The organism is Curtobacterium sp. AB451 (assembly GCF_050585845.1).
In the GTDB taxonomy this organism is placed as follows: domain Bacteria; phylum Actinomycetota; class Actinomycetes; order Actinomycetales; family Microbacteriaceae; genus Curtobacterium.
In genome coordinates, this window is record NZ_JBOBQG010000002.1 from 265229 (window position 1) to 289491 (window position 24263).

Genomic DNA, 24263 nt, shown 5'->3' on the forward strand with positions numbered 1-24263 from the left:
CCGGGTTCGGGCAGGGTGGGTCGATGCAGACCGATCACCCGGAGGCGCCCGACGAACGCGTCGGCACCGTCGACCTCACGACGTGGCGCACCCGTGCCGGACGGGCGACGGCGGCCGGCTGGGCAGCGCTCGGCCACCGCTGGGGCGCCCTCCCGCTGCTCGTGGCCACCCTCGCGATCGGCATCGGGGTGGCCGTCACCGCGACCTGGGTGGCGTCCGAGGTCTACGACGCGGTGCGCGAGGCGGACGACGTCGCCGTGCTCGACCGGCCCGTCCTCGACTGGATGCTGACGCTGCGGTCGCCGACGGCCGACACCCTCGTGACCTGGTGGACGGACGTCGCCGGCACGATCGGGATGCCGATCGTCGCCCTGGGGTTCCTCGTCGGGTTCACGATCCAGCGTCGTGCGTGGACGCCCGTGGTGCTGCTCGTGGCGGCCTCCGGTGGGTCGCTGCTCATGACGGTCGCGGGCAAGGACCTGATCGGTCGCGCCCGACCGCCGCTCGCCGACGCCGTCCCGCCGTACGAGCACTCGCCGTCGTTCCCGTCCGGGCACACGCTCAACGCCACGGTCATCGTCGGGACGATCGTCTACCTGCTGCTGCTCCGGCAGTCGAAGCTCGTGACCCGGGTGTGGACGATCGTCGCGGGCACGGCGTTCGTCGTCTCGGTCGGCATCTCGCGCGTGTTCCTCGGGCACCACTGGCTCACCGACGTGCTGGCGGCGTGGGCGCTCGGGCTCGCCTGGCTCGCCCTGGTGATCACGGCGCACCGGTTCTACCTGACGGCACTCCGCCGAGGTGCGCCACCCGTCAGGTCGCCCCGGTAGGTTGCCCCGCATGGAAGAACGGGTCTTCGGCGGTCGGTACCGCGTCACGGGAACGCTCGGGCACGGCGGCATGGCGTCCGTCTACCGGGCGGTCGACGAGCAGCTCGGCCGCGAGGTGGCGGTCAAGGTCTTCCGCATCGGGGCGGTCGACCACGGCGAACGGGCCCGTGCCGAGGCGGAGATCCAGACGCTGGCGGCGCTCCGCAGCCCGGCGCTCGTGACCCTCTACGACGCGGCGCTCGACGACGTCGACGGCGACTCGTACCTCGTGATGGAGCTGGTCCCGGGCAGCGACCTCGCGACCCGACTGCGCGAGGGACCGCTCGACCGGTCGACCGCCGCGGGCGTCGGGGCGCAGGTCGCAGACGGCCTCGCAGCGGCGCACGCGCAGGGCATCGTGCACCGTGACGTCAAGCCCGCGAACGTGCTGCTCGAGAGTGACGGCGTGCACGTCAAGCTCGCCGACTTCGGCATCGCCCTGCTGCGGGACGGCGCTCGGGCCACCCAGACCGGCACGGTGATGGGCACTGCGGCGTACATCGCGCCGGAGCAGGTCCTCGCGCAGCCGATCACGGGCAAGGCCGACGTCTACGCGCTCGGGCTGATGCTCCTCGAGAGCCTGACCGGTCGGCAGCCGTTCCCGGGCAGCGCGGTCGAGTCCGCGACCGCGCGCCTGACCCGTGGCCCGGAGATCGACCAGCACCTGCCCACCGCGTGGCGCACGCTGCTGCACGTCATGACCGCGCAGGACCCGTCGGAGCGACCCTCCGCCGCCGAGGCCGCGCAGCGACTCCGCGCGCTCGGCCACGACGACGCCGCGCCGGCCACGCAGCTGCTGCCCGGCGGTCCCGGGACCGTCACGCCCGCGGCGGCTGCCGGTGCGGCCGCCGCCGGTGCTGCCGCAGCCGGAGCGGCCGGGGCAGCACGCGCCGACGAGGCGACGCAGGCCATGCCGGCGCCGGGCGCCTCCGGGAACGACGCGGCGACGCGCGCGATGCCGACCGCGTCCCCGGGTGCCGAGGACGCGACCCGCGTGATGGACACGCACCGCCCGAGCGCCGCCGACGACGTCGCGACCACCGTGCTCGGCGCGCAGGCGTCCCGCGGCGCCGCCGGTGCGTCGGCCGCCGGTGGTCGGCCCGGCGGTCCGGCCGGCCCGGTCCCGACCCCCTCGGCAGCGGCAGCGGACGACCGACCCCGTCGTCGGCGCGGCGCGATCATCGCGGCCGTCGTGGTCGTCGTGCTCGTGCTCGCCGGCATCGTCGTGGCCGTGGTCGCCCTGGGCGGTGACGACGGGTCGACGCCGGCCCCGACCGAGTCGAGCTCGTCGTCGACGGACGACCAGCAGCCGTCCCAGCCGGCCGAACAGCCCTCCGAGCCCGCGGACCAACCGTCGGAGCCCGCCGAGCAACCCTCCGAACCGGCCGAGCAGCCGTCCGAACCGGCCGAGCAGCCGTCCGAGCCCGCGCAGCCGAGCGACCCGGCCGACGAGCCGTCGGTGGGGCCGGAGCCCTCGGCCCCGGCGAGCAACCCCGTCCAGGCACCGCAGGACGGCGCGGACCCGGCCGTCGACACGAGTGGACCCGGGAACACCGGAAACACCGGGAACACCGGACCGGGCAACTCCGGCAACGCTCCCGGTCACAACAAGGGCTGACACGCCGGGGGTTCTCCTCCGGACGCTGGAGCAAATACGCTGAGCCGGTGCGAGAACTGCAACGGAGCGGTGGCCCGACGACGGCCGTCGCCGCGCGGAACGGCGTCGGCTTCGACTCGGCCGAGGGCCTCTTGGTCGAACGGCCCTCTGGCGACCACGTCGCCGAGGCGGTCGTGCCCGGGTTCGCCGGGCGGGCGATCGAGCCGGGTGACGAGCTGTCGTGGGTGTGGTTCCCGGAGCGGGTCCTGCCCGACGGCCGCACGGAACCGACCGAGGCCGACCTGCCGCACTTCTGGGACGCCACGGCGTTCGTGGTGGACGTCGTCTGCACCGACGGCAGCAGGCTGAGCGACACGGCCCACGACCAGTACGGCGACGCGCTCACGCCCGCGGCGCAGGCGGCCGCGCGCAAGCAGTGGGTCGACCAGTGGAACCGTCGCGCGGTCGACCTCACGCAGCTCGCGGGCCGGGTCGTGGACCGCCTGGAGGCGCGGCTCGGCTCCGACCCGCACCCCACGAGCGCAGACGGGTCACGCCCGGCGCTCCGTGGCTGGCTCGACGCCGTCCGCATCGGTCCCGCGCGCCCGACCCCGCGCACCCCGCTCGACCACGTCCGCACGACCCGCGGCACGCAGGCGTCCGCCCGGTTCTCCCGCGGCAACAACGCCCCGCTGGTCGGCCTCCCGCACGGCGGGGTCTTCGGGCTGCCGATGACCGACGCCTCGAGCAACCGCTGGCCGTACGCCTACCAGGAGCACGACCGCACCGACGCGACCGGTCGGGTGCGCCCGGCGATCCAGGGGTTCGCGACGAGCCACATCCCGTCGCCGTGGATGGGGGACCGCGGCGTCTTCCAGGTCATGCCGTCGCCGCTCGACGCGCCGGACACGGACCGGGCCGCCCGCGCGCTCGGGTTCGACCACGACCGCGAGCAGGACGGCCCGCACCGATACCGGGTCGACCTCGACCAGGGCGTCACGGCCGAGATGACCGCGGGGGAGTTCGCCCTCGGCTTCCGGTTCACCGGCGCCCGGAGCATCGTGCTCGACCACCACGGCCGGGTCTCGGACGTCTCGGTGACGGTCACGGACGGCACCGCCGTGGTCGAGGCCCTGCTCGACGACCGTCCCGGCACCCCGCCGCACTTCGTGCACGTCCGGATCCCCGGCGCGACCTCCGACCACACGACGTCCGGCGAGCAGCAGCTCCGCGGGTGGATCGGTCTCGGCGACGCCACCGGGACCGACGTGCTGCTCGGCATCTCGACGGTCTCGTTCGCGGACGCCCGCGCGAACCTCGACGCCGCCGGCCCGTTCGACACCATGCGGGCCCGCGCGGAGCGGCTCTGGACGGACGAGCTCGGCACCCTGTCGTTCGAGGGCGCGACCCCCGACCAGCTCACGAGCCTGTACTCCGGCCTGTACCGGCTGTTCCTCTACCCGAACCGTGCCGGCGAGACCGCTCGGGACGGGGTACCGCGGCACCGTTCCCCGTACGGCGCCGTGCAGGAGTCCCCGATCCGCGACGAACCCGGCCCCGAGGTCGTCGAGGGCCCGTTCACGACCACGAACGGCTTCTGGGACACCTACCGGACCGCCTGGCCGCTGCTCGCCCTGCTCACCCCGGACACCGCCGGCGAACTCGCGCAGGGCTTCGTCGAGCACCACCACGACGGCGGGTGGACCCCCCGGTGGAGTGCCCCCGGCGCCGAGGACTGCATGACCGGCACGACGAGCGACACCGTCTTCGCGGACCTCGCGGTGAAGGGCATCGCCGGCTTCGACCTCGCGCATGCCTACCGCAGCGCACTGCGCAACGCGACCGTCCCGCCACGGGACGAGCGCGTCGGACGCAAGGGGAGCCTCCCGGGCGCCTTCCGCGGCCACGTCGACACGGCGACCCACGAGGGGATGAGCTGGACCCTCGACGCGGCCATCAACGACTGGGGCCTCGCCGTGATGGCGGGCCTGCTCGCCTCGCGCGCCCGGACCCCTGCGCACCTCGCACGGTACGAGGCCGAGTCGGAGTGGTTCGCCCGCCGCTCGCTGCAGTACCGGAACGTCTTCGACTCCGAGCGCGGCTTCTTCATCGGCCGCGACCCCGACGGTTCCTGGCGGGTCGGCACCGAGTTCGACCCGCGCGACTGGGGCGACGACTACACCGAGACGAACGCGTGGGGGACCGCCTTCACGGCTCCGCACGACGGGGTCGGGGTCGTCGACCTGCACGGTGGACCCACGCGGTTCGATGCCGCGCTCGACACCTTCTTCGCCACCCCGGAGACCGGGGCGACGGTCCGGTCCGGCTCGTACGGCTTCCCCATCCACGAGATGACCGAGGCCCGCGACGTGCGGATGGGCATGCTCGGGCTGTCGAACCAGCCGGCGCACCACATCCCGTTCTTCCCGATGTTCACCGGGCGGCACGACGAGGCGCACCGCATCGTCCGCGAGGCGCTCGAGCGCCTGTTCGTCGGCTCGGACCTCGGTCAGGGCTACCCCGGCGACGAGGACAACGGCGAGATGAGCGCCTGGTACGTCTTCGCGACGATCGGCCTCTACCCGCTGGCGCCCTCCACGGGCACCTACGTCCTCGTGCCGCCGTCGGTCCGCAGGACGGTGCTGCAGCAGCCGGGAGGCACGCCCACCGTCATCGAGGTCGCCGACGGCTCCGAGGGCGCGTACGTCGCGTCGGTGACGGTCGACGGCACGCCGTGGACGTCGGTGAGCATCCCGCACCGCGTGGTGGTGTCGGCGTCCCGGATCGAGTTCACGCTGTCGGACGAGCCGCAGGGCTGGGCATCGGACACCCGCCCGGTCTCGGCGTCCGAGGTGCACGGCTACCGGGACACCCCCGTCGACCTGCTGCCGGTCGGCCTGTCGTCCGCCGACCTCCCGTCGCCCGCCTCCTCGCTCGTCGACGACACCGGACGGACGGTCACGGCGCTCGCCGTGGGGACCTCGGTGTCGTTCGACGTCCCCGACGTCCCGACCTCGCTCTACACGGTCACCGCGGCGGAACCCGGGTGCTACTCGTGGGACGCCGCGCTCGGGGACACCCGCGTCGCCGTGCAGGACGCCGTGTTCGACTGGGCCGGGCAGACCCGGGTGTTCCGGTTGCAGGGCTCCGGGACGGCCTTCACGTTCACGGCCGTCTCCGACCTGCCGCTCACCCAGCTCGAGCTGATCGCGGCGGACGGACAGCGTTGACCCGCCGTTCACCGGGCGGGGGCATGCTCGGCCCATGTCGATGAGCACACCCTTCGATCCCGAACAGGACGGCCGCTCGATCCCCGTGGACGGCGCCGACGAGGACGAGCTGCAGATCGAGGAGGACCGCGGCGCCGACGTCGGCGAGGACTCCGCCGACCCGAGCGTCTCGCCGGTCCGTCACGACGACGAGGACGAGGCCGGCGGCGGCCCGGTGTTCCGGCGACCGCAGGCCGGCGACCGCCTGCACCCGGACGATCTCTGACGCGTTTCCAGGGCGATTGCCAAGCGGCTCGGGCACGCTCGTGCGCATGTCGATCGCGAACTCGTGGGACCCGTCCGGTGGCCGTGCAATCCCGGAGGACCAGGTGAAGCAGGACGGGCTGGAGCTCGACGAGGACACCGCTGCCGAGCTCGGCATCACGTTCGACGTCGTCGGCGGGGCGTCGGCCGACCCCGCGCGGGTGTCGCCCGTCGACGTGGCGGTCCCGAGCGCCCCGACCAGCGCCGACTGACGCGGCGCGCCGCCACCGCCCGGCCCCCGCGCGGTGTACCTGGTCGAATCGGGCGTACCTGGTCAGAAGTTCCGACCCGGTACGCGCGGGGAGCCCATGCATCGCGGGCGTCCTGGGAAAGAAACGTCAGTGCAGCGGGACGTCGGGCACCCGGTACTTGAACCCGACGTGCGATCCGGTGAACCCCAGCCGCTCGTAGAACCGGTGGGCGTCCGTCCGCTCGGCGTCCGACGTCAGCTGCACGAGGGGCGTCGCGAGCTCCCGCGCCGCGACGTCCACCACCCACCGCATCACCGCGCTGCCGATCCCGCCCGAGCGCACGGCACTGCTCACCCGGACGGCCTCGACGAGCAGCCGCGCGGACCCACGCCGGGCCATCCCGGGGATCCGCGTGAGCTGGAGCGTCCCGACGACGACGTCCTGTTCATCCGTCACGACCAGGAGCGCGTTCGACGGGTCCTCGACGATCGCCCGGAGCGCGTCGGCGTAGAGCGGGGCGTCCTCCGGCGCGGCGACGTCCCCGCGTGCGGCGCTGATCGGGTCGTCGGACAGCAGCGCGACCAGGGCGTCGAGGTCGTCGGGCGTCGCGTCCCGGACGGTGACCGGGCCGGAGCGCGTGTCGAGCGTGACGGGCAGGGTGAGGTCGTGGAGCACGGTCCCACCCTGCCCGATCGGCTCAGGGAACGGTGTGCCCCGCGGCGGTGAACACGCGGTACCATTCCTCGCGCGAGAGCTCGACGTCGGAACCGGCGGCCGAGTCCCGGACGCGCTGCGGGTTCGTCGTGCCGAGGACGACCTGGAAGTGCGCCGGGTGGCGGGTGATCCACGCCACGGCGATGCCGGTCGGGGTGACGCCGTGCGCGACGGCGAGCTCCTCGAGGACGTCGTTCAGCTCGGCGTAGTGCTCGCGATCGCCGAGGAAGACGCCGTCGAAGAAGCCCTTCTGGAACGGCGACCAGGCCTGCAGCGTGACACCGTTCATCCGCGAGTGGTTGAGGATGTCGTTGTCGCGGTCGATCGACTGGTCGAGGCCGCCCATGTTCGCCGTGACGCCCTGTGCGATGACGTTCGCGTGCGTGATGCTCAGCTGCACCTGGTTGAACGCGAGCGGCTGCCGCACCGAGCGGCGCAGCAGGTCGACCTGCCCCGGCGTGTGGTTCGAGACGCCGAAGTGGTGGACCTTGCCGGCGGCGTGCAGCTCGTCGAAGGCCTTCGCGACCTCCTCTGGCTCGACGAGGGCGTCCGGGCGGTGCAGCAGCAGGACGTCGATGAAGTCGGTGCGCAGGGCCTCGAGCGACTCGTGCACGGACTCGATGATGTGCTCGTACGAGAAGTCGAAGTACGCGCCGTTCGGCGTCGGGCGGATGCCGACCTTCGTCTGCAGCACGATCTCGGCGCGCTCGGCGGGGGAGAGCGTGACGGCCGAGCCGAACCGCTCCTCGCAGCCGTGCCACCCGCCGTACACCGCGGCGTGGTCGAACATCGTCACGCCGGCATCGCGCGAGGCGGCGTACAGCGCGCGGATGTCCTCGTCGCTCATGTCGTTGATCCGCATCAGGCCGACGACGACGTCGGATGCGGTGAGGTCCGTCTGTGGCAACTCCAGTGTCTTCACGCCCTCGATCCTCCCACCGGCTCCGCCGGGCAGGCAGGCCCTGTCCGTACCGGCATCGGTGCGGCCGACGGACGGGAGGCGCGGCTCGGCCCCACCGTGGACGTCGCGGCCGTCAGGTGGTCCGGTTCAGGGCACCAGGACCGCGAGCACGCCGGTGCCGTCGGCCCAGCCGCCGGTGAGCGTGCGGCCAGCAGGCAGTTCCGCCCCGACGGCACGGGCGACGACGAGTGCCCCGTGACCGGTCGCGACGGAGGTCAGGGCGCCGGAGGTCTGCGCGTCCACGGTCGTCACGGTGGGGGAGTCGGCATCGGACCCGCTGCCCGATGCCGTCCCCTCGGCGTCCCACGCCCCAGATCCGTCGGCGCGCTCGAGGGTGGCCTCGTTCCCGCCCGTGGCGATCGCCCGGCGCAGCACGTCGGCGTACACCGGGTCGCCCACGGCGTCGTAGACCCAGCGTGGTCCGAGCACGGAGTGGTCCATCTCGGTCACGAGGAAGGCCTCGGCGCCGTCGAGCGGCGCCCCGCGGTAGGTCAGCGGCGCCTGGAGCACCCGGCCGTCCGTGGTGCGCACGAGCACCGTCTCGACGCCGACCTCGCCCGCGGGGTCGTCGAACCGGAACTTCCCGGCGGTCGCGAGGTCGTCACCGGCGGACACCCCGCTCCAGGGCTGGTCCGGCAGCCAGACGGCGAGCGCCTCGAGCTTCGACGGACGGAGGGTTGCGTGGTGGATGACGGCCATGCCCCGACCGTACCGACGATCAGTGCACCGAGAACCCGCCGTCCGATCGGGCTACCGACGCCTACGCTGGTCGGGTGCGTGACGACCTGCTCCCCGTGCTCGCCTGCCCCGTCTGCGCCGAGCCCCTCGGCCGCGTCGACGGCGGCCAGGTGGGCTGCGCGACGGGTCACCGGTTCGACGAGGCGAAGCAGGGCCACCTCACGCTGCTGCCCGCGAAGCGTCGTGCCCTGACGGCGGACACCCCCGAGATGGTCGACGCCCGACTCCGCTTCCTCGGCCGGGGGCACTACGCGCCCATCGAACAGGCCGTCGCCCGGGCGGTTGCCTCCGTGGACGTGCCCGGTGTCGTCCTCGACGTCGGGTCTGGTCCGGGCACCTACCTCGCACACGCGCTCGACGCCGTGTCGCGGCTCGGGGTCGCCCTCGACCTGTCCGCGGTCGCGATCCGGCGGGCCGCTCGCATCCACGAGCGCGCGGGGGCCGTCGTCGGGGACGTGACCGAGCGCCTCCCGGTCGTCGACGGCGCCGCCGCGGTCGTGCTGGACGTCTTCGCGCCCCGCAACCAGTCGGAGTACGCCCGCGTGCTGCACCCCGAAGGCCTCCTCGTGGTGGTGACCCCGCGCACGGGACACCTGGCGGAGCTGGCCGAGGCGACCATCACGGTGGACCCCGAGAAGGAACGGCGGCTGCACGACTCCCTGACGCCCGCCTTCGTGCAGCGGTCCGCCGAGGACCTCACGTGGACGATGGAGCTGTCCGCCGAGGACGTGCACGACGTGGTGCACATGGGGCCGAGCCACCACCACGTCACCGCCGACGCGGAGTTCCTGCCCACCGCCGTGACGGCCGCGGTCACGGTCAGCACGTGGAGCTCCGCGCGCTGACCGCTCGGTCACTGCGATCGTCGGCGGGCGGTGTGCGACCGTCCGCGCGCACGGTCGACCGCCATGCCGATCCGGGCGAGCAGCAGCACGGCGCCGACACCGCCCGCGCCGATCGGGGTCACGAACAGGCCGAGGTCCATCCCCGGCATCCGCCACCAGTCGATCGACCACGCGGCGACGACGGCGAACCCGAGCAGCAGCGCGGCTCGCCACCACCAGCGCCCCGGCAGCCGTCGGACGCCGAGCGCGGCCAGCACCAGGAGTACCCAGCAGCCCTCCGGAGCGAAGGACCGTGGGTCGTTCGTCCCGCACGAGGACACGGCGCACTCCCACTCGACCTGGTCGGCGACGCCGGCGTACCAGCGGAACAGCAGGACAGCTGCGACCACGGCGACGAGCGCGACCGGCGGTCCGACCCAGCGCCACACGCGGCCGAACCGGGTCCGGCGCCGGCGAGCGCCCACCCACCCGTCCCCGAGCTCGTAGCCGGGCATCGGTCGGTACTCGGGCATGCCGGCACGCTACCGGCGGTCGGTTTTCGTGGGGAAGTGGCTCGGAAACCGCGCAGCCGGCAGTCGACGTGCGTGTGGCCCGGGGACCGTCCCCGGGCCACACCTGCGCGCTACTCGGTCGGTGCCGCGACGTCGAGCGCCCAGATCACACCGAAGCGGTCACGGAGCTGGCCGGCCAGGGGCGCCCAGGCCGACGGACCGAGCGGCTGCCGGATCTCGGCCCCCTCGGACAGGGCGGCCCAGTACCGCTCGACCTCGGCCGCGTCGTCCCCGTGCACGTACACGTAGAAGGCGTTGGTGCCCTGGTCGTACGGCTGTCCCGGCCAGACGTCGAACGCCATGACGCGCAGACCGGCGTCGGTGGCCACCTGGCCCCACACGATGCGGTCGGCCCATGCCGGCTCGTCCGAGGCGCCCATCGCGCCGTAGGTCATGGACGCGACCTGGCCGCCGAAGACCGCGGCGTAGAAGTCGAGGGCCTCGCGGGCCTGTCCGTCGAAGTTGAGGTGGGTTGTCGTCTCGATGCTCATGGGACCAGCATCGACGGCATTGCGGTCAGATCGTGTCCGCTTCTCGATCGATACTGGAACCATGTCCGGACCGTCCTCGCGCATGCTCGCTCTGCTCTCGCTGCTGCAGGTGCACCGTGACTGGCCCGGCGACGAGCTGGCAGAGCGGCTCGAGGTCAGCCCGCGCACGCTCCGTCGCGACGTCGACCGGCTCCGCGGCCTCGGGTACCGCGTGGAGTCCCTGCGCGGCCCGGCCGGCGGGTACCGGCTCGGCGCGGGCGCGGGCCTGCCGCCGCTGCTCTTCGACGACGACCAGGCGGTCGCCATCGCCATCGCGCTCGCCGTGGCCCCGGCGTCAGGAGCGGACATCGCCGAGTCGGCGGCCAGGGCCCTCGCGACCGTGCGACAGGTGATGCCGGCACCGCTGCGCGCACGGGTGGACGCCGTCCACGCGGTCACCTCGGCCGGTCGCGACCCCGTCGACCCCGAGGTCCTCGTCGCGGTGAGCGAGGCCGTCCACCTCGGCGAGGTCCTGCGCTTCGGCTACGGTGCCGACGAGACGCCGCACCGGGTCGAGCCGCACGCCGTGGTCGCCCGGAACGGTCGCTGGTACCTTCTCGACTGGGACCTCGACCGCGAGGACTGGCGCACCCACCGCATCGACCGCATCACCCCGCGGATGCGGACGCGCCTGCCGTTCGTGCCGCGACCGGTCCCGGGCGGTGACCCGGCGGCGTTCGTGGCCGCACGGTTCAAGGGGTCGGACCGTGACGACGTCTGGCCCTGCACCGGTACCGCGGTGCTCGAGGTGGCGGCGGAGACGATCGCGCCGTACCTGCCCGACGACGCCGTGCTCGAACCGCTCGGCCCCGACCGGTGCCGTCTGACGCGGGGGTCGTGGTCGTGGGCGGGCCTCGCGGCGGCCTTCGCCGCCGCGACCGCGGACTTCACGGTCGAGGGTCCCGACGAGCTCCGCGCGGCGACCGCGGTGCTCGCCGAGCGGCTGCGCGGGGCCGTCGCGCGTTAGTGACGCGCATGCGTGTGTCAGGAGCGCGTTAGGGAACCGTCAGGACGGGCCCGGAGGCGCGGTGCCGGATCCACCATCGGTTCGGCACCACACGTGGTGCCGGTCCGCGCCGTCCGGTGCCGGGCCCGTGCAACCTACGGAGTCCCAAGTGTTCGACGTGTTCGTCGTCGCCGGTGTCCTCGCCGTGTTCGGCGTGGTCGCCCTCATCGCCAAGGGGGTCGAGCGGCTGTGATCGGCATCACCATCGCCGCCGCCGTCCTCGGCGTCGCCGCTGTCGTCTACCTGGTCTGGGCGCTCGTCCGGCCGGAGAAGTTCTGATGGGCTCCGCGGCCGACACCTGGGCCGGCATCGCCCAGGTCGCCACCCTCGTCCTGCTCCTCGTCGTCTGCTACCGCCCGGTCGGTGACTGGATGGTCCGCGTCTACGAGGGCAGGAAGCACGCCCGGATCGAGCGCGGCGTCTACCGTGTCATCGGCGTCGACCCCGACGCCGAGCAGTCCTGGGCCGTCTACCTCCGCGGTATCCTGCTGTTCAGCGTCGTCGGGCTCCTCGTCGTCTACCTGCTGCAGCGCATCCAGGTCGTCCTGCCGGGCGACCTCGGGCTGCCGAACGTCGGGCCGTCGCTCGCGTTCAACACGGCGGCGTCCTTCGTCACGAACACGAACTGGCAGTCGTACTCGCCCGAGGCCACCATGGGCTTCACCGTGCAGATGGCCGGGCTCGCGGTGCAGAACTTCCTGTCCGCGGCCGTCGGGCTCGCCGTCGCCGTCGCGCTGGTCCGTGGGTTCGCCCGTCGCCGGACCGGGACGATCGGCAACGTCTGGGTCGACATCGTCCGCGGCACCGGCCGGCTGCTCCTGCCGGGTGCGTTCGTCTTCGCGATCGTCCTCGTCGCCGGCGGCGTCATCCAGTCCTGGGGCACCGGCGTCGACGTCACGACGCTCACCGGCGGCACCCAGCACATCCCGGACGGCTTCGTCGCCTCGCAGGAGGCGATCAAGGAGCTCGGGACGAACGGTGGCGGCTACTTCAACGCGAACTCGGCCCACCCGTTCGAGAACCCGCAGGCGTGGACGAGCCTCGTCGAGGTCTTCCTCATGCTCGTCATCCCGTTCTCGCTGCCGCGCACCTTCGGCCGGATCGTCGGCGACGACCGCCAGGGCTACGCGATCCTCGCCGTCATGGGCGCCATCTTCCTCGTGTCGCTCTCGGTCATGTCGGCGTTCGAACTCGCCGGAGCCGGCACCGCCACGCACGCCGCCGGTGCGGCCATGGAGGGCAAGGAGGTCCGCTTCGGAATCCTCGGCACCACCCTGTTCGGCACGACCTCGACGGCCACCTCGACCGGCGCCGTGAACGGCATGTTCGACAGCTTCACGCCGATCGGCGGGATGATGGCGATGCTGAACATGATGCTCGGCGAGATCAGCCCCGGCGGTGTCGGCTCCGGGCTGTACGGCATGCTCGTGCTCGCCGTCATCACGGTGTTCATCGGCGGGCTCCTCGTCGGCCGCACCCCGGAGTACCTCGGCAAGAAGATCCGTGCCCGCGAGATGACCTTCGCCGCGCTGTACATCCTCGTCACCCCGACGCTCGTCCTCCTCGCGACCGGGCTGTCCCTCGTGATCCCGGGCGTCAAGGAGCAGGTCACCGGCACGAGCATCTTCAACCCGGGCAACCACGGCCTGTCCGAGCTGCTCTACGCCTACACGTCCGGCGCGAACAACAACGGCTCGGCGTTCGGCGGCCTCACCGCGAACACGACGTGGATGAACTCGTCGCTCGGCGTCGTGATGCTCCTCGGACGGTTCGTGCCGATGGTGTTCGTCCTGGCGCTCGCCGGGTCCCTCGCCCAGCAGGACAAGGTGCCCGCGACCGCCGGCACGCTGCCGACCCACCGGCCGCTGTTCATCGGCCTCCTCGGGGGCGTGGCCGTGATCGTCACCGCCCTCACCTACTTCCCGGTGCTCGCACTGGGACCCCTCGCAGAAGCGCTCGCACGATGAACGCACCGTCGACGTCCAAGGACACCCCCATGACCACCGCGACCTCCGCGCCCGAGGCGACCAGCGCCTCCAGGCCGACCACCTCGTCCGCGTTCGGACCCCGCCAGCTGGCGGCGGGCCTCCCGGGCGCCCTCCGCAAGCTCGACCCGCGTCTCATGTGGCGCAACCCCGTCATGTTCATCGTCGAGGTCGGCGCCGCACTGACGACCGTCTCGCTGTTCGTCGAGCCGTCGGCCTTCACCATCGCGATCGCCGTGTGGCTGTGGCTGACGGTCGTCTTCGCGAACCTCGCCGAGTCCGTGGCCGAAGGCCGCGGCAAGGCGCAGGCCGACACCCTCCGCAAGACCCGTTCGACCACGAGCGCGCGCCGGGTCCTCCGCTACGACCAGGCCGACCCGGCCGCCACCGGCAACGAGACCGAGGAGGTCGCGTCGGTCGACCTCGCCAAGGGCGACGTCGTGGTGGTGGTCGCCGGTGAGGTGATCCCGGGTGACGGCGACGTCATCGACGGCATCGCGTCCGTCGACGAGTCCGCGGTGACGGGCGAGTCCGCGCCGGTGATCCGCGAGTCCGGCGGCGACCGCAGCGCCGTCACCGGTGGCACCCGGGTGCTCTCCGACCGGATCGTCGTGCGGATCACGTCGACTCCCGGCGAGACCTTCATCGACCGGATGATCCGCCTCGTCGAGGGCGCCGCCCGCCAGAAGACGCCGAACGAGATCGCGCTGAACATCCTGCTCGCCTCGCTGTCGATCGTGTTCGTGATCGTCTGCCTCACGATGCAGCCGATCGCCGGACTCGTCGGCGCGACCGTGAGCATCCCGGTGCTCATCGCCCTGCTCGTGTGCCTCATCCCGACCACCATCGGCGCACTGCTGTCCGCGATCGGCATCGCCGGCATGGACCGCCTCGTGCAGCACAACGTGCTCGCGATGTCCGGTCGCGCGGTCGAGGCCGCCGGCGACATCACGACCCTGCTGCTCGACAAGACCGGCACGATCACGTACGGCAACCGTCGCGCGTCCCGCGTCGTGCCGGTGCCCGGTGTCAGCGAGCCCGATCTGATGGAGGCCGCAGCGCTCTCCAGCGCCGCGGACAGCACCCCCGAGGGTCGCTCGATCGTCGACCTGGCCGCCGAGGCCGGGATCGGCGCCGGGCTCCCGGTCGACGCCGTCGAGGTGCCGTTCACCGCGCAGACCCGGATGTCCGGTCTCGACCTGACCGACGGCACCGAGGTGCGCAAGGGCGCCGCGGCCGCGGTGCTCGCATGGGCCGCCGCGTCCTCGTCGGCACCCGAGGCGCACATTGTGTCCGCGATCGACGCGACCGTCGCCGAGGTCTCCGACCAGGGCGGCACCCCGCTCGTCGTCGCCCGTCGCTCGGCGGACGGGGCGGTCACCCTGCTCGGCGTCGTCCACCTCAAGGACGTCGTGAAGGACGGCATGTCCGCCCGCTTCGCGCAGCTCCGCGAGATGGGCATCCGCACGGTGATGATCACCGGCGACAACCCCCGCACAGCGAAGGCCATCGCGGTCGAGGCCGGCGTCGACGACTTCCTCGCCGAGGCCACCCCGGAGGACAAGCTCGCCCTGATCCGCAAGGAGCAGGAGGGCGGCAACCTCGTCGCGATGACGGGCGACGGCACGAACGACGCCCCGGCACTCGCGCAGGCGGACGTCGGCGTGGCGATGAACACCGGGACGACCGCGGCGAAGGAGGCCGGCAACATGGTCGACCTCGACTCCGACCCGACCAAGCTCATCGACGTCGTCCGGATCGGCAAGCAGCTGCTCATCACCCGCGGCGCGCTCACCACGTTCTCCATCGCCAACGACGTCGCGAAGTACTTCGCGATCATCCCCGCGATGTTCCAGGTGACGTTCCCGGGGCTGGCCGCGCTGAACGTGATGGGGCTGCACAGCCCCGCGTCGGCGATCCTGTCCGCGGTCGTCTTCAACGCGCTCGTCATCGTGGCGCTCATCCCGCTGTCCCTGCGTGGCGTCAAGTACCGCGCAGCGTCGGCGTCGTCGATCCTCGGCCGCAACCTGCTCCTCTACGGGCTCGGCGGCGTGATCGTCCCCTTCATCGGCATCAAGTTGATCGACCTCGTCGTCGGTCTCATCCCGGGGTTCTGACAATGGCTTCCTCCTCTCGCTCGTTCTTCCGCTCGACCGGCGTCGCGATCCGGCTCACCCTGCTCTCGACCGTCGTCCTCGGCGTCGCCTACCCGCTCGCGGTGTGGGGCGTCGGCCAGGCGGCGTTCCACGACCAGGCGAACGGCTCGATGGTCACCTCGTCCGACGGGAAGGTCGTCGGCTCGTCCCTGATCGGCCAGGCGTCCTCGGGCTCCGCCACGGACGCCGCCCGGTGGTTCCAGTCCCGCCCGAGCGCCGCTGGTGAGAAGGGCTACGACGCGAACGCCTCCAGCGGCTCGAACCTCGGCCCGAACAACCCCGACCTGCTCACGGCGATCGAGGAGCGCAAGGCCGCGATCGCGAAGGCCGACGGGGTCCCCGAGTCGTCGATCCCGGCGGACGCCGTCACCGCGTCCGGGTCGGGCCTCGACCCCGACATCAGCCCCGAGTACGCGCTCCTGCAGGTGTCCCGCGTGGCGTCGGCCCGCGGCATGTCCGAGGCGGCCGTGCGGGCGCTCGTGGACGAGCACACGGAGGCCCGGCAGCTCGGGTTCCTCGGCGAACCGGTGGTGAACGTCCTCGAGCTGAACCTGGCGCTGGCGAAGGCGTCCTGACACCACACACCCACCGGGACCACGGACGCGAGAGGATGAACAGGTGAAGCGCGGGAAGCTGCGGGTCCTGCTCGGTGCGGCGCCCGGTGTCGGGAAGACGTTCACGATGCTCGAAGAGGGGCACCGGCTGCACGCCGAGGGCCGGGACGTGGTCGTCGCCGTCGTCGAGACGCACGGCCGCGCCGCCACCGCGACCCTCGTCGACGGGCTCGAGGTCGTCCCTCGTCGCATCGTGGAGCACCGCGGCGTCCAGCTCGACGACCTCGACCTCGACGCGGTGCTGGCCCGGCGGCCGGACATCGCCCTCGTCGACGAACTCGCCCACACCAACGCCCCCGGCAGCGCGAACGAGAAGCGCTGGCAGGACGTCGAGGCCATGCGGGACGCCGGCATCGACGTGATCTCGACCGTGAACGTGCAGCACATGCAGTCCCTCGGCGACGTCGTGCGCGAGATCACGGGCACCGTGCAACGCGAGACCGTCCCGGACGCCGTGGTGCGCGCGGCCGACCAGATCGAGGTGGTCGACCTCGCCCCTGCGGCGCTCCGCGAACGACTGTCGGACGGTCTGGTCTACCCGGCCGCCCGGATCGACGCCGCCCTGTCGAACTACTTCCGGCTCGGCAACCTGACCGCGCTGCGCGAGATCGCCCTGCTCTGGCTCGCCGACGAGGTCGACGACGCGCTCAAGGCCTACCGCGCCGAGCACGGCATCGACCACCGGTGGGAGACCCGCGAGCGCGTGCTCGTCGCGCTGACCGGCGGTCCGGAGGGCGAGACCCTGCTGCGCCGCGGTGCCCGGATCGCCGCACGGAGCGCCGGCGGCGAGCTCGCGGCCGTGCACGTGACGACGAACGACGGCCTGCGCGAGCGGCACCCGGGGGCGCTCGGCAAGCAGCGCGCGTTGCTCGAGCAGCTCGGCGGGACTTACCACCAGGTGGTCGGCGACGACGTGCCCACGACCCTGGTGCGGTTCGCGAAGTCGATCGACGCCACGCAGATCGTCATCGGCGTGAGCCGCCGCAGCCGGGTCGCGGCGGCGATCACCGGACCGGGCATCGGCAACACCGTGATCCGCGAGTCCGGCGACATCGACGTCCACGTCGTCACCCACGAGCGTGCCGGGGGCGGCTTCGCCCTGCCGCGGCTCGGCGGCAGCCTGTCCCGCGGCCGGATCGTCGCCGCGTTCGTGCTGTCCCTCGTGGCCGGTCCGCTCCTGACCTGGTTGCTCTCGCTCGGCAAGGACCCGGACGCGATCACCGTCGACGTGCTCGCCTACCAGCTGCTCGTGCTCGTGGTCGCGCTCGTCGGCGGCATGTGGCCGGCCGTGTTCGCCGCCGTGCTGTCCGGGCTGAGCCTCGACTTCTTCTTCGTGCAACCCCTCTACATGGTCACCGTCCAGCAGCCGTGGCACCTGGTGGCCCTCGTCATGTACGTCGTCAGTGCGGTGCTCGTGAGCTTCGTGGTCGACCGCTCGGCGCGGCGGTCCCGGGCCGCCCGGCGTGCGGCAGCCGAGTCGGGCCTGCTGATGGGGATCGCCGGCAGCGTGCTCCGCGGCGACGACGCCCTGCAGGCGCTGCTCGACCGGACCCGCGAGGCCTTCGGCTTCGCCGGCGTCCGGATCCGGCAGGGCGACGAGGTCCCGGCGACCTCGGGGGCGTTCGGCGAGACGCCGGACGCCGCCACGACCCTGGCGTCCGGCGCCGTCCTCGAGTTCGCGGGCGCCCCGGACGACCCGACCCAGCGGCGACTGCTGCGGGTCGTCGAGCAGCAGCTCGACGCCGCGGTCGAGCACCGCGACCTCACCCGGGCCGCGGTCGACGCCGAGCGCATCGCCGCGGTGGACCGGGTCCGCAGCGCGATCCTCGCCGCCGTCGGACACGACGTGCGACGGCCGATCGCGGCCGCCTCGGCGGCCGTGCAGACGCTCCGTGCGTCGGACATCGAGTTGTCGACGGACGACCGGGAGGCGCTGCTCGCCACCGCCGACGAGAGCCTCCGTCAGCTGGCGGTGCTGTTGGCCGACCTGCTGGACGTCAGCCGCGTGCAGGCCGGGGTGCTCGCCGTGGCCCCGGTGCCGCTCGCCCTCGAGACGGTGGTCGCCCCGGCACTCGACGAACTCGAGCTCGGTCCGGACGACGTCGACCTCGACCTCCCCGCCGACCTCCCGCCGGTCCTCGCGGACGCCGTGCTCCTGCAGCGCGTGGTGGTGAACCTCCTCGCGAACGCCGTTCGCTACGCACCCGAGGACACCCGGGTCCGCATCGCCGCGAGCGCGTTCGGCGGCGGGGTCGAACTGCGCGTCGCCGACCACGGCCCGGGGATCCCGTCGGACCGCGTCGACGAGGTGTTCCAGCCGTTCCAGCGCCTCGGCGACACCGACAACGACACCGGCCTCGGGCTCGGCCTGGCGCTCGCCCGCGGCTTCACCGAGGGCATGGGCGGCACGATCGAGGTCGACGACACCCCCGGCGGCGGGCTCACCGTCGTGGTGCGGTTGCCGATCGCCGGACACCTGGGAGTGGAGATCCGATGAAGGGCCGTGCGCGATGAAGGTCTTGATCGCCGACGACGACGCGCAGCTCGTCCGCGCGCTCGCCGTGACGCTCGCCGCACGCGGGTACGACGTGGTCACCGCCCGCGACGGCCGGGTCGCGATCGACGCGGTCATCACCGAGCGGCCGGACCTGGTGCTGCTCGACCTCGGCATGCCCCGGCTCGACGGCATCGGCGTGCTCGAGGGCATCCGGGCCTGGTCGCAGGTGCCGGTGCTCGTGCTCTCGGGCCGGACCGACTCGTCCGACAAGGTCGACGCGCTCGACGCCGGTGCCGACGACTACGTGACGAAGCCCTTCCAGATGGACGAGCTGCTCGCCCGGCTCCGGGCGCTGGGCCGCCGGCAGGTCGCGGCGGCGACGGCCGCGGGGGCGACCCCGTCGGTGTCGATCGGCGACCTCGTGGTGGACCTCGTCGCGAAGCAGGTCACCCCGCCGTCCGGCCCGGCGATCCGGCTGACTCCGACCGAGTGGCGGCTGCTCGAGGTCCTCGTGACGAACCCCGATCGGCTGATGACCCGCGAGATGCTGCTCACCGAGGTGTGGGGTCCGTCGCACGGCAGCGACTCGGGCTACCTGCGCCTGTACATGGCGCAGCTGCGACGCAAGCTCGAACCCGACCCGGCGCACCCGCGGTACCTGGTGACCGAGTCGGGCATGGGCTACCGGTTCAGCCCGCGCGCGTGACAGGTCGCGTCGTGCACGTGACGGGTCGCTGTCGTGGACGTGACGGGTCCCTGTCGTGGTGGTCGGTGCCGCCCGGTTCATAGGCTCGGGGCATGAACGAGATGCGGATCGCTGCACTGCGGCGTGAACGGGGCTGGACGCAGGAACGACTCGCCGAGGCGAGCGGGGTCGCCGTCCGGACCGTCCAACGGCTCGAGGGCGGCAAGGACGCCAGCCTCGAGACGCTGAGTGCCCTCGCCCGTGCGCTGGGGGTCCCCGTCCGGGACCTGTTCGCCGGTGCGGAGACGTCCGGCCTGGACCCGGCGGTGCGTGGACTCGACGAGCGGACGGCGGCCGACCAGGCCGCCCGTGACCGGGCGGTCGCGGGGTTCTGGTCGCTGTACTCCGCGATCGGTGTGGGGTTCGGCATCGCGACCACGCTGCTCGTCGTGCTCCGGGTCTGGTCCCCGCTCGTCTTCATCGCCGTCGGCGGGTACTGGGCCGTCGGGCGGTACGCCGGACGCTTCCTGCTCGACGCGGTCGTCGGGCCCCGACTCGACCGCCGGTACCCGCTCGCGAGGAGCGCGACCGCGCCGGCACGCTGACGGCGTTCCTCAGGCCCGGGAACTGACCGCGGCGAGCTCCGCCCGGGTCCGGGCCCCGAGCTTCCGGAGCAGGTTCGCCACGTGGTACTTCACGGTGTTCGTGCTGATCCCGAGCCCGTCGGCGATCTCCCGGTTGCCGACCCCGGTGGCGACGAGTCGCAGCACGTCCTGTTCGCGGGGCGTCAGGTCGGACGCGTCCGAGGGCACCGGTGCGCCCGGCGGCGGATCGAGGGGGATCCGGATGTCGAGCACCGACCCCCAGCCCGCCGTGGACGCGACCCGTAGCTCCCCGTCGAGGGCCACCACCCGCTCGGCGATCGGCCGGACGCTGTCGTCGTGCGCGTCGAGCGTGCCCGCGCCGTCGTCGCGGAGCTGCATCAGGAGGTTCCGCCCGTCGCAGTCCCACTGGATCCGGACCCGTCGTGCGGCACCCTCGTCCACGAGCGCGAGCACCGCCGTCCGCACGATCGCCCGGGCACTGTGGGCGACGTCGCCGGGGAGCGCTCGCCCGGTCGCCGGCGGCTCGACGAACTGCAGGTCGAGGTCCCCGAACCGGACGAGCGGCCGGAGGTCCGCGCGGAGCCGGGAGAACGCCCCGGTGACCGGTTCGAGCAGCGCGCCGCGCTGCCGGTCGGTCACCGTCCGGAGGTCCACGAGCGCCGCCGACGCGATCTCGACCGCCTCGGCGCGGGCGGCAGCATCGCCGACGCGCGGCGACCGGAGCACCGCGAGCACCGACTCCAGGGTGAGGGCGTGGCGGTCCGCCTGCTCCGCGACGGTCCGCGCGTGGTCGGCGGCGGCGAGGCGTCCCGCGGAGTCGCGCCGCGCCTCCTGGACGGCCGACGGAGCCGCCGTCCCGTCATCGCGCACGTTGTCGGTCACGGGACCAACCGTACGACTCCCACCCGAGCGGGTGGGGCCACCCGATCGGGCGGGGGCCCCGCCGTGTCGGGTAGCGGCGGCCGACCGGCGTCCCGACCACGATCGATGTCATGCCCGCCGCCACCGTCACCGACGCCCTCGCCCTGATCGTCCGCGAGTCCGCCGACCTCGCCGAGACGCTGCGGGGCGACACCGACGCCGCCCTCGACCTGCTCAGCGGCGCCGAGCGCGTGTTCGTCCATGGGGCCGGCCGCTCCGGTCTCGCCCTCCGGATGACGGCCATGCGGCTCATGCACCTCGGCCTCGACGTCCACGTCGTCGGCGAGGTGACGACCCCGGCCATCCGGACGGGAGACGTCCTGCTCGTCGCCAGCGGCTCCGGGACGACCACCGGCATCGTCCAGGCGGCGCGCACCGCGGTCGACGTCGGCGCCGAGGTGCTCGCCGTGTCGACGACCGACGACTCCCCGCTCGGCGCGCTCGCCGCCGTCACCCTCGTCGTCCCCGCCGCGACGAAGACGGACCGGTCGGGCAGCGCCTCCGAGCAGTACGCGGGCAGTCGCTTCGAGCAGGCCGTGGTCCTGCTCGGCGACGCGCTCTTCCACGCCCTCTGGACCCGGAGCGGACGCTCCGCCGACGACCTGTGGCCCAGCCACGCCAACCTCGAGTGAAAGGCACACCCATGCAGATCCAGTTCGCCATCGACACCCTCACCACCGAGGCCGCGCTCGACCTCGCCGCGAAGGCCGCCCCGAGCGTCGACGTCCTCGAGCTCGGCACCCCGCTCATCAAGGCCGAGGGGCTCTCGGTCATCACCGCGATGAAGCAGGCGCACCCGGACAAGACCGTGTTCGCCGACCTCAAGACGATGGACGCCGGCGAGCTCGAGGCGGACATCGCCTTCGCCGCGGGTGCCGACCTCGTCACCGTGCTCGGTGTCGCCGGGGACTCCACCATCCGCGGGGCCGTCGCCGCCGCCGAGAAGCACGGCAAGGGCATCGTCGTCGACCTCATCGGGGTGGACGACAAGGCCGCCCGTGCCCGTGAGGTCGTGGCCCTCGGCGCGCAGTTCGTCGAGGTGCACGCCGGACTCGACGAGCAGGCCGAGGAGGGCTTCACCTTCTCCACCCTGCTCGAGGCCGGCGAGGCCTCCGGCGTCCCCTTCTCGATCGCCGGCGGCGTGAACGCCTCCTCGATCGCCGCGGTGCAGGCATCCGGCGCGATCATCGCCGTCGCCGGCAGCGCCATCTACAGCGCGGACGACGTCGCAGCCGCTGCGGCGGAGCTGCGTGCGGCCGTCACCGAGGACGCCTCGGTCTGACCCGGTCCAGGAGGCGCGGGTCGGCCCGACCGGGTCGGCGCGCGCCTGCGGGCGGTAGCGTCGAGGCGTGACGACGATCGCGCTGCGCCGGGTGACGGCGGACGACTGGGAGACCTGGCGTCCGGTCCGGCTCGCGGCGCTCGCCGACGCCCCGACGGCCTTCGGGTCGACACTCGCCGACTGGGCTGATGCCCGCGAGGACCGCTGGCGGACCCGGCTCTCGATCCCGGGCGCGCTCGACCTGCTCGCCCACACCGAGGACGGGGCCGCCGTGGGCATGGCCAGCGGCGTCCCGGGCGATGATCCCGGCACCGCCGAGCTCATCTCGATGTGGGTCGACCCCGCCGCACGCGGCCGGGGCGTCGCGGCAGCGCTCATCCGTGCAGTCGCGACCTGGGCGGCCCGTGCCGGTGCCCACACGCTCGAACTGTCCGTGATGCCGGACAACGCCGGGGCCCGGCGCGCGTACGAGCACTGCGGGTTCCGCGCCGTCGACGAGCCCGGCGACGCGCTGCCGGACGGTCGGCACGAGGTGGTGATGCGGCGCGACCTCGCGGCGGAACGCACCCTCGACGCGTACGAGCGTGCCGCCGACCGGTACGCCGAGCGGACGGACGACCACCGCGCCGGCCTCGTGGACGACCTGCTCGCGCTCGTCCCCGTCGGTGCCCACGTCCTCGAACTCGGATCCGGACCGGGACGCGACGCCCTCGCCCTCGAGGCTGCCGGGCTCGTCGTCGACCGCACCGACGGCGCGCGCCCCTTCGTGGACGCGCTGCGGTCCGCGGGGCACGAAGCGCGCCTCGTCGACGTGCGCTCGGACGCGTTCGGCGGTCCGTACGACGCCGTCTTCGCGAACGCCGTGCTCCTGCACGTCGGCCGGTCGGCACTCGAGGGCGTCCTCGCCCGGCTCCGCGACGCCGTCCACCCGGGAGGGGTGCTCGCCGCAACCCTGAAGCGCGGCGACGGCGAGGCCTGGAGCACCCGGAAGCTCGAGCGTGCCCGCCACTTCACGTACTGGACGCCGGGCCCCCTCGCCGAGGTCGTCGGGCGTTCCGGGTGGGCCGACGTCGACGTCCGGGAGACCACGCGCCCCGGTGCCGACGAGCGATGGCTCACCGTCACCGCACGACGCCCGCAGGGAGCAGGAAGCGCATGAACCGAGTCCTCCGCTGGTCCGCCTGGGTCGTCGCCGTGATCGTGCTGATCGCGGTGGTGTTCCTCGTCTGGGCGAACATCGTCATGCAGGGCACCCGGAGCGCGGCCCTGCAGGTCTGGCGGGACGACCGGGTGGCGGTCCGGGACGCGGGCGACTCCGTGGTGATGACCCCGACCGGCAGTGCGAACGGCGCCGGCATCGTCTTCATCCCCGGCGCGAAGGTCGATCCGTACGCCTACATGGCGACGTTCCGGCAGGTCGTGGCCGCCGGGACGACCGTCGTGATCACGAAGCCGACGCTGCACCTCGCCTTCTTCGACACCCGCGGGCTGTCGACGTTCGAGGCCCACGCCCCGGACGTGCGGTCCTGGGCGGTCGGCGGGCACTCGCTCGGCGGGGTGCGCGCGTGCCAGCTCGCCCCGGACGCCGACGGGCTGCTCCTGCTCGGGAGCTACTGCGCGAACGACATCAGCCGGTCGTACATCAGCGTGCTCAGCGTCTCCGGGTCGCGCGACGGCCTGTCGACGCCCGAGAAGGTCGACGCCGCGCGGCACCTGCTGCCGTCGAACGCCACGATGGTCGAGGTGCAGGGCGCGAACCACGCCGACTTCGGCGCCTACGGTGCGCAGCCCGGCGACGACACGGCCACGATCTCGCGGACCGACGCCCGGCAGCAGATCGCCGCGGCGATCGAGGAGTGGGTCCGGACCCTGCCGTCCGGGTCGGCGCTGCGCTGAGCGCCGTCCACGGTTGACGGCACGGACGCGTGCCGTTCCGCCCGCCGGACGAGGCGATCCGACCCCGACGGTCGTCACGTCGTGACG

24 protein-coding genes are annotated in these 24263 nt (G+C 73.3%); 18 read left to right on the forward strand and 6 right to left on the reverse strand.

Features of this window, described 5'->3' with window-relative positions; translation table 11 throughout:
• Window positions 1-23: 23 nt before the first annotated feature.
• Genes ACQXVK_RS05105 through ACQXVK_RS05125 form a run of 5 tightly spaced genes read left to right on the forward strand, consistent with a single transcriptional unit; the run spans window position 24 to window position 6211 of the window.
• Window positions 24-830: a phosphatase PAP2 family protein gene (locus ACQXVK_RS05105; RefSeq protein WP_031261065.1), complete on the forward strand. Its 807-nt coding sequence runs from the start codon at window positions 24-26 to the stop codon at window positions 828-830.
• A 10-nt stretch (window positions 831-840) separates the two neighbouring features.
• Complete coding sequence (locus tag ACQXVK_RS05110) at window positions 841-2487, forward strand: protein kinase domain-containing protein (protein ID WP_430852926.1); 1647 nt, start codon at window positions 841-843, stop codon at window positions 2485-2487.
• Window positions 2488-2534: 47 nt separating this feature from the next.
• Window positions 2535-5696: a GH92 family glycosyl hydrolase gene (locus ACQXVK_RS05115; RefSeq protein WP_430852927.1), complete on the forward strand. Its 3162-nt coding sequence runs from the start codon at window positions 2535-2537 to the stop codon at window positions 5694-5696.
• A gap of 34 nt (window positions 5697-5730) precedes the next feature.
• A complete protein-coding gene (locus ACQXVK_RS05120) occupies window positions 5731-5961 on the forward strand; it encodes a hypothetical protein (RefSeq protein WP_022905498.1) in 231 nt (76 codons plus the stop codon).
• Window positions 5962-6007: 46 nt separating this feature from the next.
• Complete coding sequence (locus ACQXVK_RS05125; protein ID WP_430852928.1) at window positions 6008-6211, forward strand: hypothetical protein; 204 nt, start codon at window positions 6008-6010, stop codon at window positions 6209-6211.
• Window positions 6212-6337: 126 nt separating this feature from the next.
• On the opposite strand, the gene ACQXVK_RS05130 is transcribed toward ACQXVK_RS05125, so the two are convergent.
• The 3 genes from ACQXVK_RS05130 to ACQXVK_RS05140 form a co-directional block, all read right to left on the reverse strand.
• Entirely contained in the window at window positions 6338-6865 is a 528-nt protein-coding gene (locus ACQXVK_RS05130; protein WP_430852929.1) for a GNAT family N-acetyltransferase, read from the reverse strand.
• A 22-nt stretch (window positions 6866-6887) separates the two neighbouring features.
• On the reverse strand, window positions 6888-7826 hold the full coding sequence (locus ACQXVK_RS05135; protein WP_402266513.1) for an aldo/keto reductase: 939 nt from the start codon (window positions 7824-7826) through the stop codon (window positions 6888-6890).
• Between the two features lie 126 nt (window positions 7827-7952).
• Window positions 7953-8564, reverse strand: a complete 612-nt coding sequence (locus ACQXVK_RS05140; protein ID WP_430852930.1) for a CG0192-related protein — start codon at window positions 8562-8564, stop codon at window positions 7953-7955.
• Between the two features lie 74 nt (window positions 8565-8638).
• On the opposite strand from ACQXVK_RS05140, the gene ACQXVK_RS05145 reads away from it, so the two are divergent.
• Window positions 8639-9448, forward strand: a complete 810-nt coding sequence (locus ACQXVK_RS05145) for a putative RNA methyltransferase (RefSeq protein ID WP_430852931.1) — start codon at window positions 8639-8641, stop codon at window positions 9446-9448.
• Between the two features lie 8 nt (window positions 9449-9456).
• On the opposite strand, the gene ACQXVK_RS05150 is transcribed toward ACQXVK_RS05145, so the two are convergent.
• Together ACQXVK_RS05150 and ACQXVK_RS05155 are read right to left on the reverse strand one after the other, a co-directional pair.
• Window positions 9457-9960, reverse strand: coding sequence for a hypothetical protein (locus ACQXVK_RS05150; RefSeq protein ID WP_430852932.1), 504 nt, complete (start codon window positions 9958-9960; stop codon window positions 9457-9459).
• Window positions 9961-10070: 110 nt separating this feature from the next.
• A complete protein-coding gene (locus ACQXVK_RS05155; RefSeq protein WP_022908486.1) occupies window positions 10071-10490 on the reverse strand; it encodes a VOC family protein in 420 nt (139 codons plus the stop codon).
• 61 nt (window positions 10491-10551) lie between these two features.
• Between ACQXVK_RS05155 and ACQXVK_RS05160 the strand changes: the two genes are divergently transcribed.
• From ACQXVK_RS05160 to ACQXVK_RS05195, 8 genes are all read left to right on the forward strand, one after another.
• A complete protein-coding gene (locus ACQXVK_RS05160) occupies window positions 10552-11496 on the forward strand; it encodes a helix-turn-helix transcriptional regulator (RefSeq protein ID WP_430852933.1) in 945 nt (314 codons plus the stop codon).
• A gap of 228 nt (window positions 11497-11724) precedes the next feature.
• Window positions 11725-11814 (forward strand): K(+)-transporting ATPase subunit F, encoded by a 90-nt coding sequence (gene kdpF, locus ACQXVK_RS05165; protein WP_042724093.1) that lies wholly within the window; start codon window positions 11725-11727, stop codon window positions 11812-11814.
• Window positions 11814-13502 carry a potassium-transporting ATPase subunit KdpA gene (kdpA, locus tag ACQXVK_RS05170; RefSeq protein ID WP_430852934.1) on the forward strand — a complete coding sequence of 563 codons (1689 nt, stop codon included), beginning with the start codon at window positions 11814-11816 and terminating at the stop codon, window positions 13500-13502. The genes kdpF and kdpA overlap by 1 nt, the downstream gene beginning before the upstream one ends.
• A gap of 29 nt (window positions 13503-13531) precedes the next feature.
• The gene (kdpB, locus tag ACQXVK_RS05175) at window positions 13532-15637 is read left to right on the forward strand and encodes a potassium-transporting ATPase subunit KdpB (RefSeq protein WP_430852935.1); all 2106 of its coding nucleotides are present in this window, start codon (window positions 13532-13534) and stop codon (window positions 15635-15637) included.
• Window positions 15638-15639: 2 nt separating this feature from the next.
• Window positions 15640-16251, forward strand: coding sequence for a potassium-transporting ATPase subunit KdpC (gene kdpC / locus ACQXVK_RS05180; protein WP_430852936.1), 612 nt, complete (start codon window positions 15640-15642; stop codon window positions 16249-16251).
• A gap of 43 nt (window positions 16252-16294) precedes the next feature.
• Window positions 16295-18787 (forward strand): ATP-binding protein, encoded by a 2493-nt coding sequence (locus ACQXVK_RS05185; protein ID WP_416393967.1) that lies wholly within the window; start codon window positions 16295-16297, stop codon window positions 18785-18787.
• A gap of 13 nt (window positions 18788-18800) precedes the next feature.
• Entirely contained in the window at window positions 18801-19493 is a 693-nt protein-coding gene (locus ACQXVK_RS05190; RefSeq protein ID WP_022906439.1) for a response regulator, read from the forward strand.
• 92 nt (window positions 19494-19585) lie between these two features.
• Entirely contained in the window at window positions 19586-20077 is a 492-nt protein-coding gene (locus tag ACQXVK_RS05195) for a helix-turn-helix domain-containing protein (protein ID WP_430852937.1), read from the forward strand.
• A 9-nt stretch (window positions 20078-20086) separates the two neighbouring features.
• Here ACQXVK_RS05195 and ACQXVK_RS05200 read toward each other — a convergent pair whose 3' ends face one another.
• The gene (locus ACQXVK_RS05200) at window positions 20087-20959 is read right to left on the reverse strand and encodes a helix-turn-helix transcriptional regulator (RefSeq protein ID WP_402266540.1); all 873 of its coding nucleotides are present in this window, start codon (window positions 20957-20959) and stop codon (window positions 20087-20089) included.
• Window positions 20960-21069: 110 nt separating this feature from the next.
• Between ACQXVK_RS05200 and hxlB the strand changes: the two genes are divergently transcribed.
• The 4 genes from hxlB to ACQXVK_RS05220 all read left to right on the forward strand — a co-directional run bounded on the left by hxlB (window position 21070) and on the right by ACQXVK_RS05220 (window position 24176).
• Window positions 21070-21630, forward strand: a complete 561-nt coding sequence (gene hxlB, locus ACQXVK_RS05205; protein WP_430852938.1) for a 6-phospho-3-hexuloisomerase — start codon at window positions 21070-21072, stop codon at window positions 21628-21630.
• 11 nt (window positions 21631-21641) lie between these two features.
• On the forward strand, window positions 21642-22280 hold the full coding sequence (gene hxlA, locus ACQXVK_RS05210) for a 3-hexulose-6-phosphate synthase (RefSeq protein WP_402266544.1): 639 nt from the start codon (window positions 21642-21644) through the stop codon (window positions 22278-22280).
• Between the two features lie 67 nt (window positions 22281-22347).
• Window positions 22348-23439 carry a GNAT family N-acetyltransferase gene (locus ACQXVK_RS05215; protein ID WP_430852939.1) on the forward strand — a complete coding sequence of 364 codons (1092 nt, stop codon included), beginning with the start codon at window positions 22348-22350 and terminating at the stop codon, window positions 23437-23439.
• Window positions 23436-24176 carry an alpha/beta hydrolase gene (locus tag ACQXVK_RS05220; RefSeq protein ID WP_430852940.1) on the forward strand — a complete coding sequence of 247 codons (741 nt, stop codon included), beginning with the start codon at window positions 23436-23438 and terminating at the stop codon, window positions 24174-24176. Before ACQXVK_RS05215 ends, ACQXVK_RS05220 begins: the two co-directional genes overlap by 4 nt.
• The last annotated feature ends 87 nt before the right edge of the window (window positions 24177-24263 follow it).

Excerpts from the sequence above, each read along its gene's own strand:
- ACQXVK_RS05105 (WP_031261065.1), top strand. The coding sequence starts at position 24 with ATGCAGACCGATCACCCGGAGGCGCCCGACGAACGCGTCGGCACCGTC.
- ACQXVK_RS05110 (WP_430852926.1), top strand. The coding sequence starts at position 841 with ATGGAAGAACGGGTCTTCGGCGGTCGGTACCGCGTCACGGGAACGCTC.
- ACQXVK_RS05120 (WP_022905498.1), top strand. The coding sequence starts at position 5,731 with ATGTCGATGAGCACACCCTTCGATCCCGAACAGGACGGCCGCTCGATC.
- ACQXVK_RS05125 (WP_430852928.1), top strand. The coding sequence starts at position 6,008 with ATGTCGATCGCGAACTCGTGGGACCCGTCCGGTGGCCGTGCAATCCCG.
- ACQXVK_RS05140 (WP_430852930.1), bottom strand. The coding sequence starts at position 8,564 with ATGGCCGTCATCCACCACGCAACCCTCCGTCCGTCGAAGCTCGAGGCG.
- ACQXVK_RS05150 (WP_430852932.1), bottom strand. The coding sequence starts at position 9,960 with ATGCCCGAGTACCGACCGATGCCCGGCTACGAGCTCGGGGACGGGTGG.
- ACQXVK_RS05155 (WP_022908486.1), bottom strand. The coding sequence starts at position 10,490 with ATGAGCATCGAGACGACAACCCACCTCAACTTCGACGGACAGGCCCGC.
- ACQXVK_RS05160 (WP_430852933.1), top strand. The coding sequence starts at position 10,552 with ATGTCCGGACCGTCCTCGCGCATGCTCGCTCTGCTCTCGCTGCTGCAG.
- kdpA (WP_430852934.1), top strand. The coding sequence starts at position 11,814 with ATGGGCTCCGCGGCCGACACCTGGGCCGGCATCGCCCAGGTCGCCACC.
- kdpB (WP_430852935.1), top strand. The coding sequence starts at position 13,532 with ATGACCACCGCGACCTCCGCGCCCGAGGCGACCAGCGCCTCCAGGCCG.
- kdpC (WP_430852936.1), top strand. The coding sequence starts at position 15,640 with ATGGCTTCCTCCTCTCGCTCGTTCTTCCGCTCGACCGGCGTCGCGATC.
- ACQXVK_RS05190 (WP_022906439.1), top strand. The coding sequence starts at position 18,801 with ATGAAGGTCTTGATCGCCGACGACGACGCGCAGCTCGTCCGCGCGCTC.
- ACQXVK_RS05195 (WP_430852937.1), top strand. The coding sequence starts at position 19,586 with ATGAACGAGATGCGGATCGCTGCACTGCGGCGTGAACGGGGCTGGACG.
- hxlB (WP_430852938.1), top strand. The coding sequence starts at position 21,070 with ATGCCCGCCGCCACCGTCACCGACGCCCTCGCCCTGATCGTCCGCGAG.
- hxlA (WP_402266544.1), top strand. The coding sequence starts at position 21,642 with ATGCAGATCCAGTTCGCCATCGACACCCTCACCACCGAGGCCGCGCTC.
- ACQXVK_RS05220 (WP_430852940.1), top strand. The coding sequence starts at position 23,436 with ATGAACCGAGTCCTCCGCTGGTCCGCCTGGGTCGTCGCCGTGATCGTG.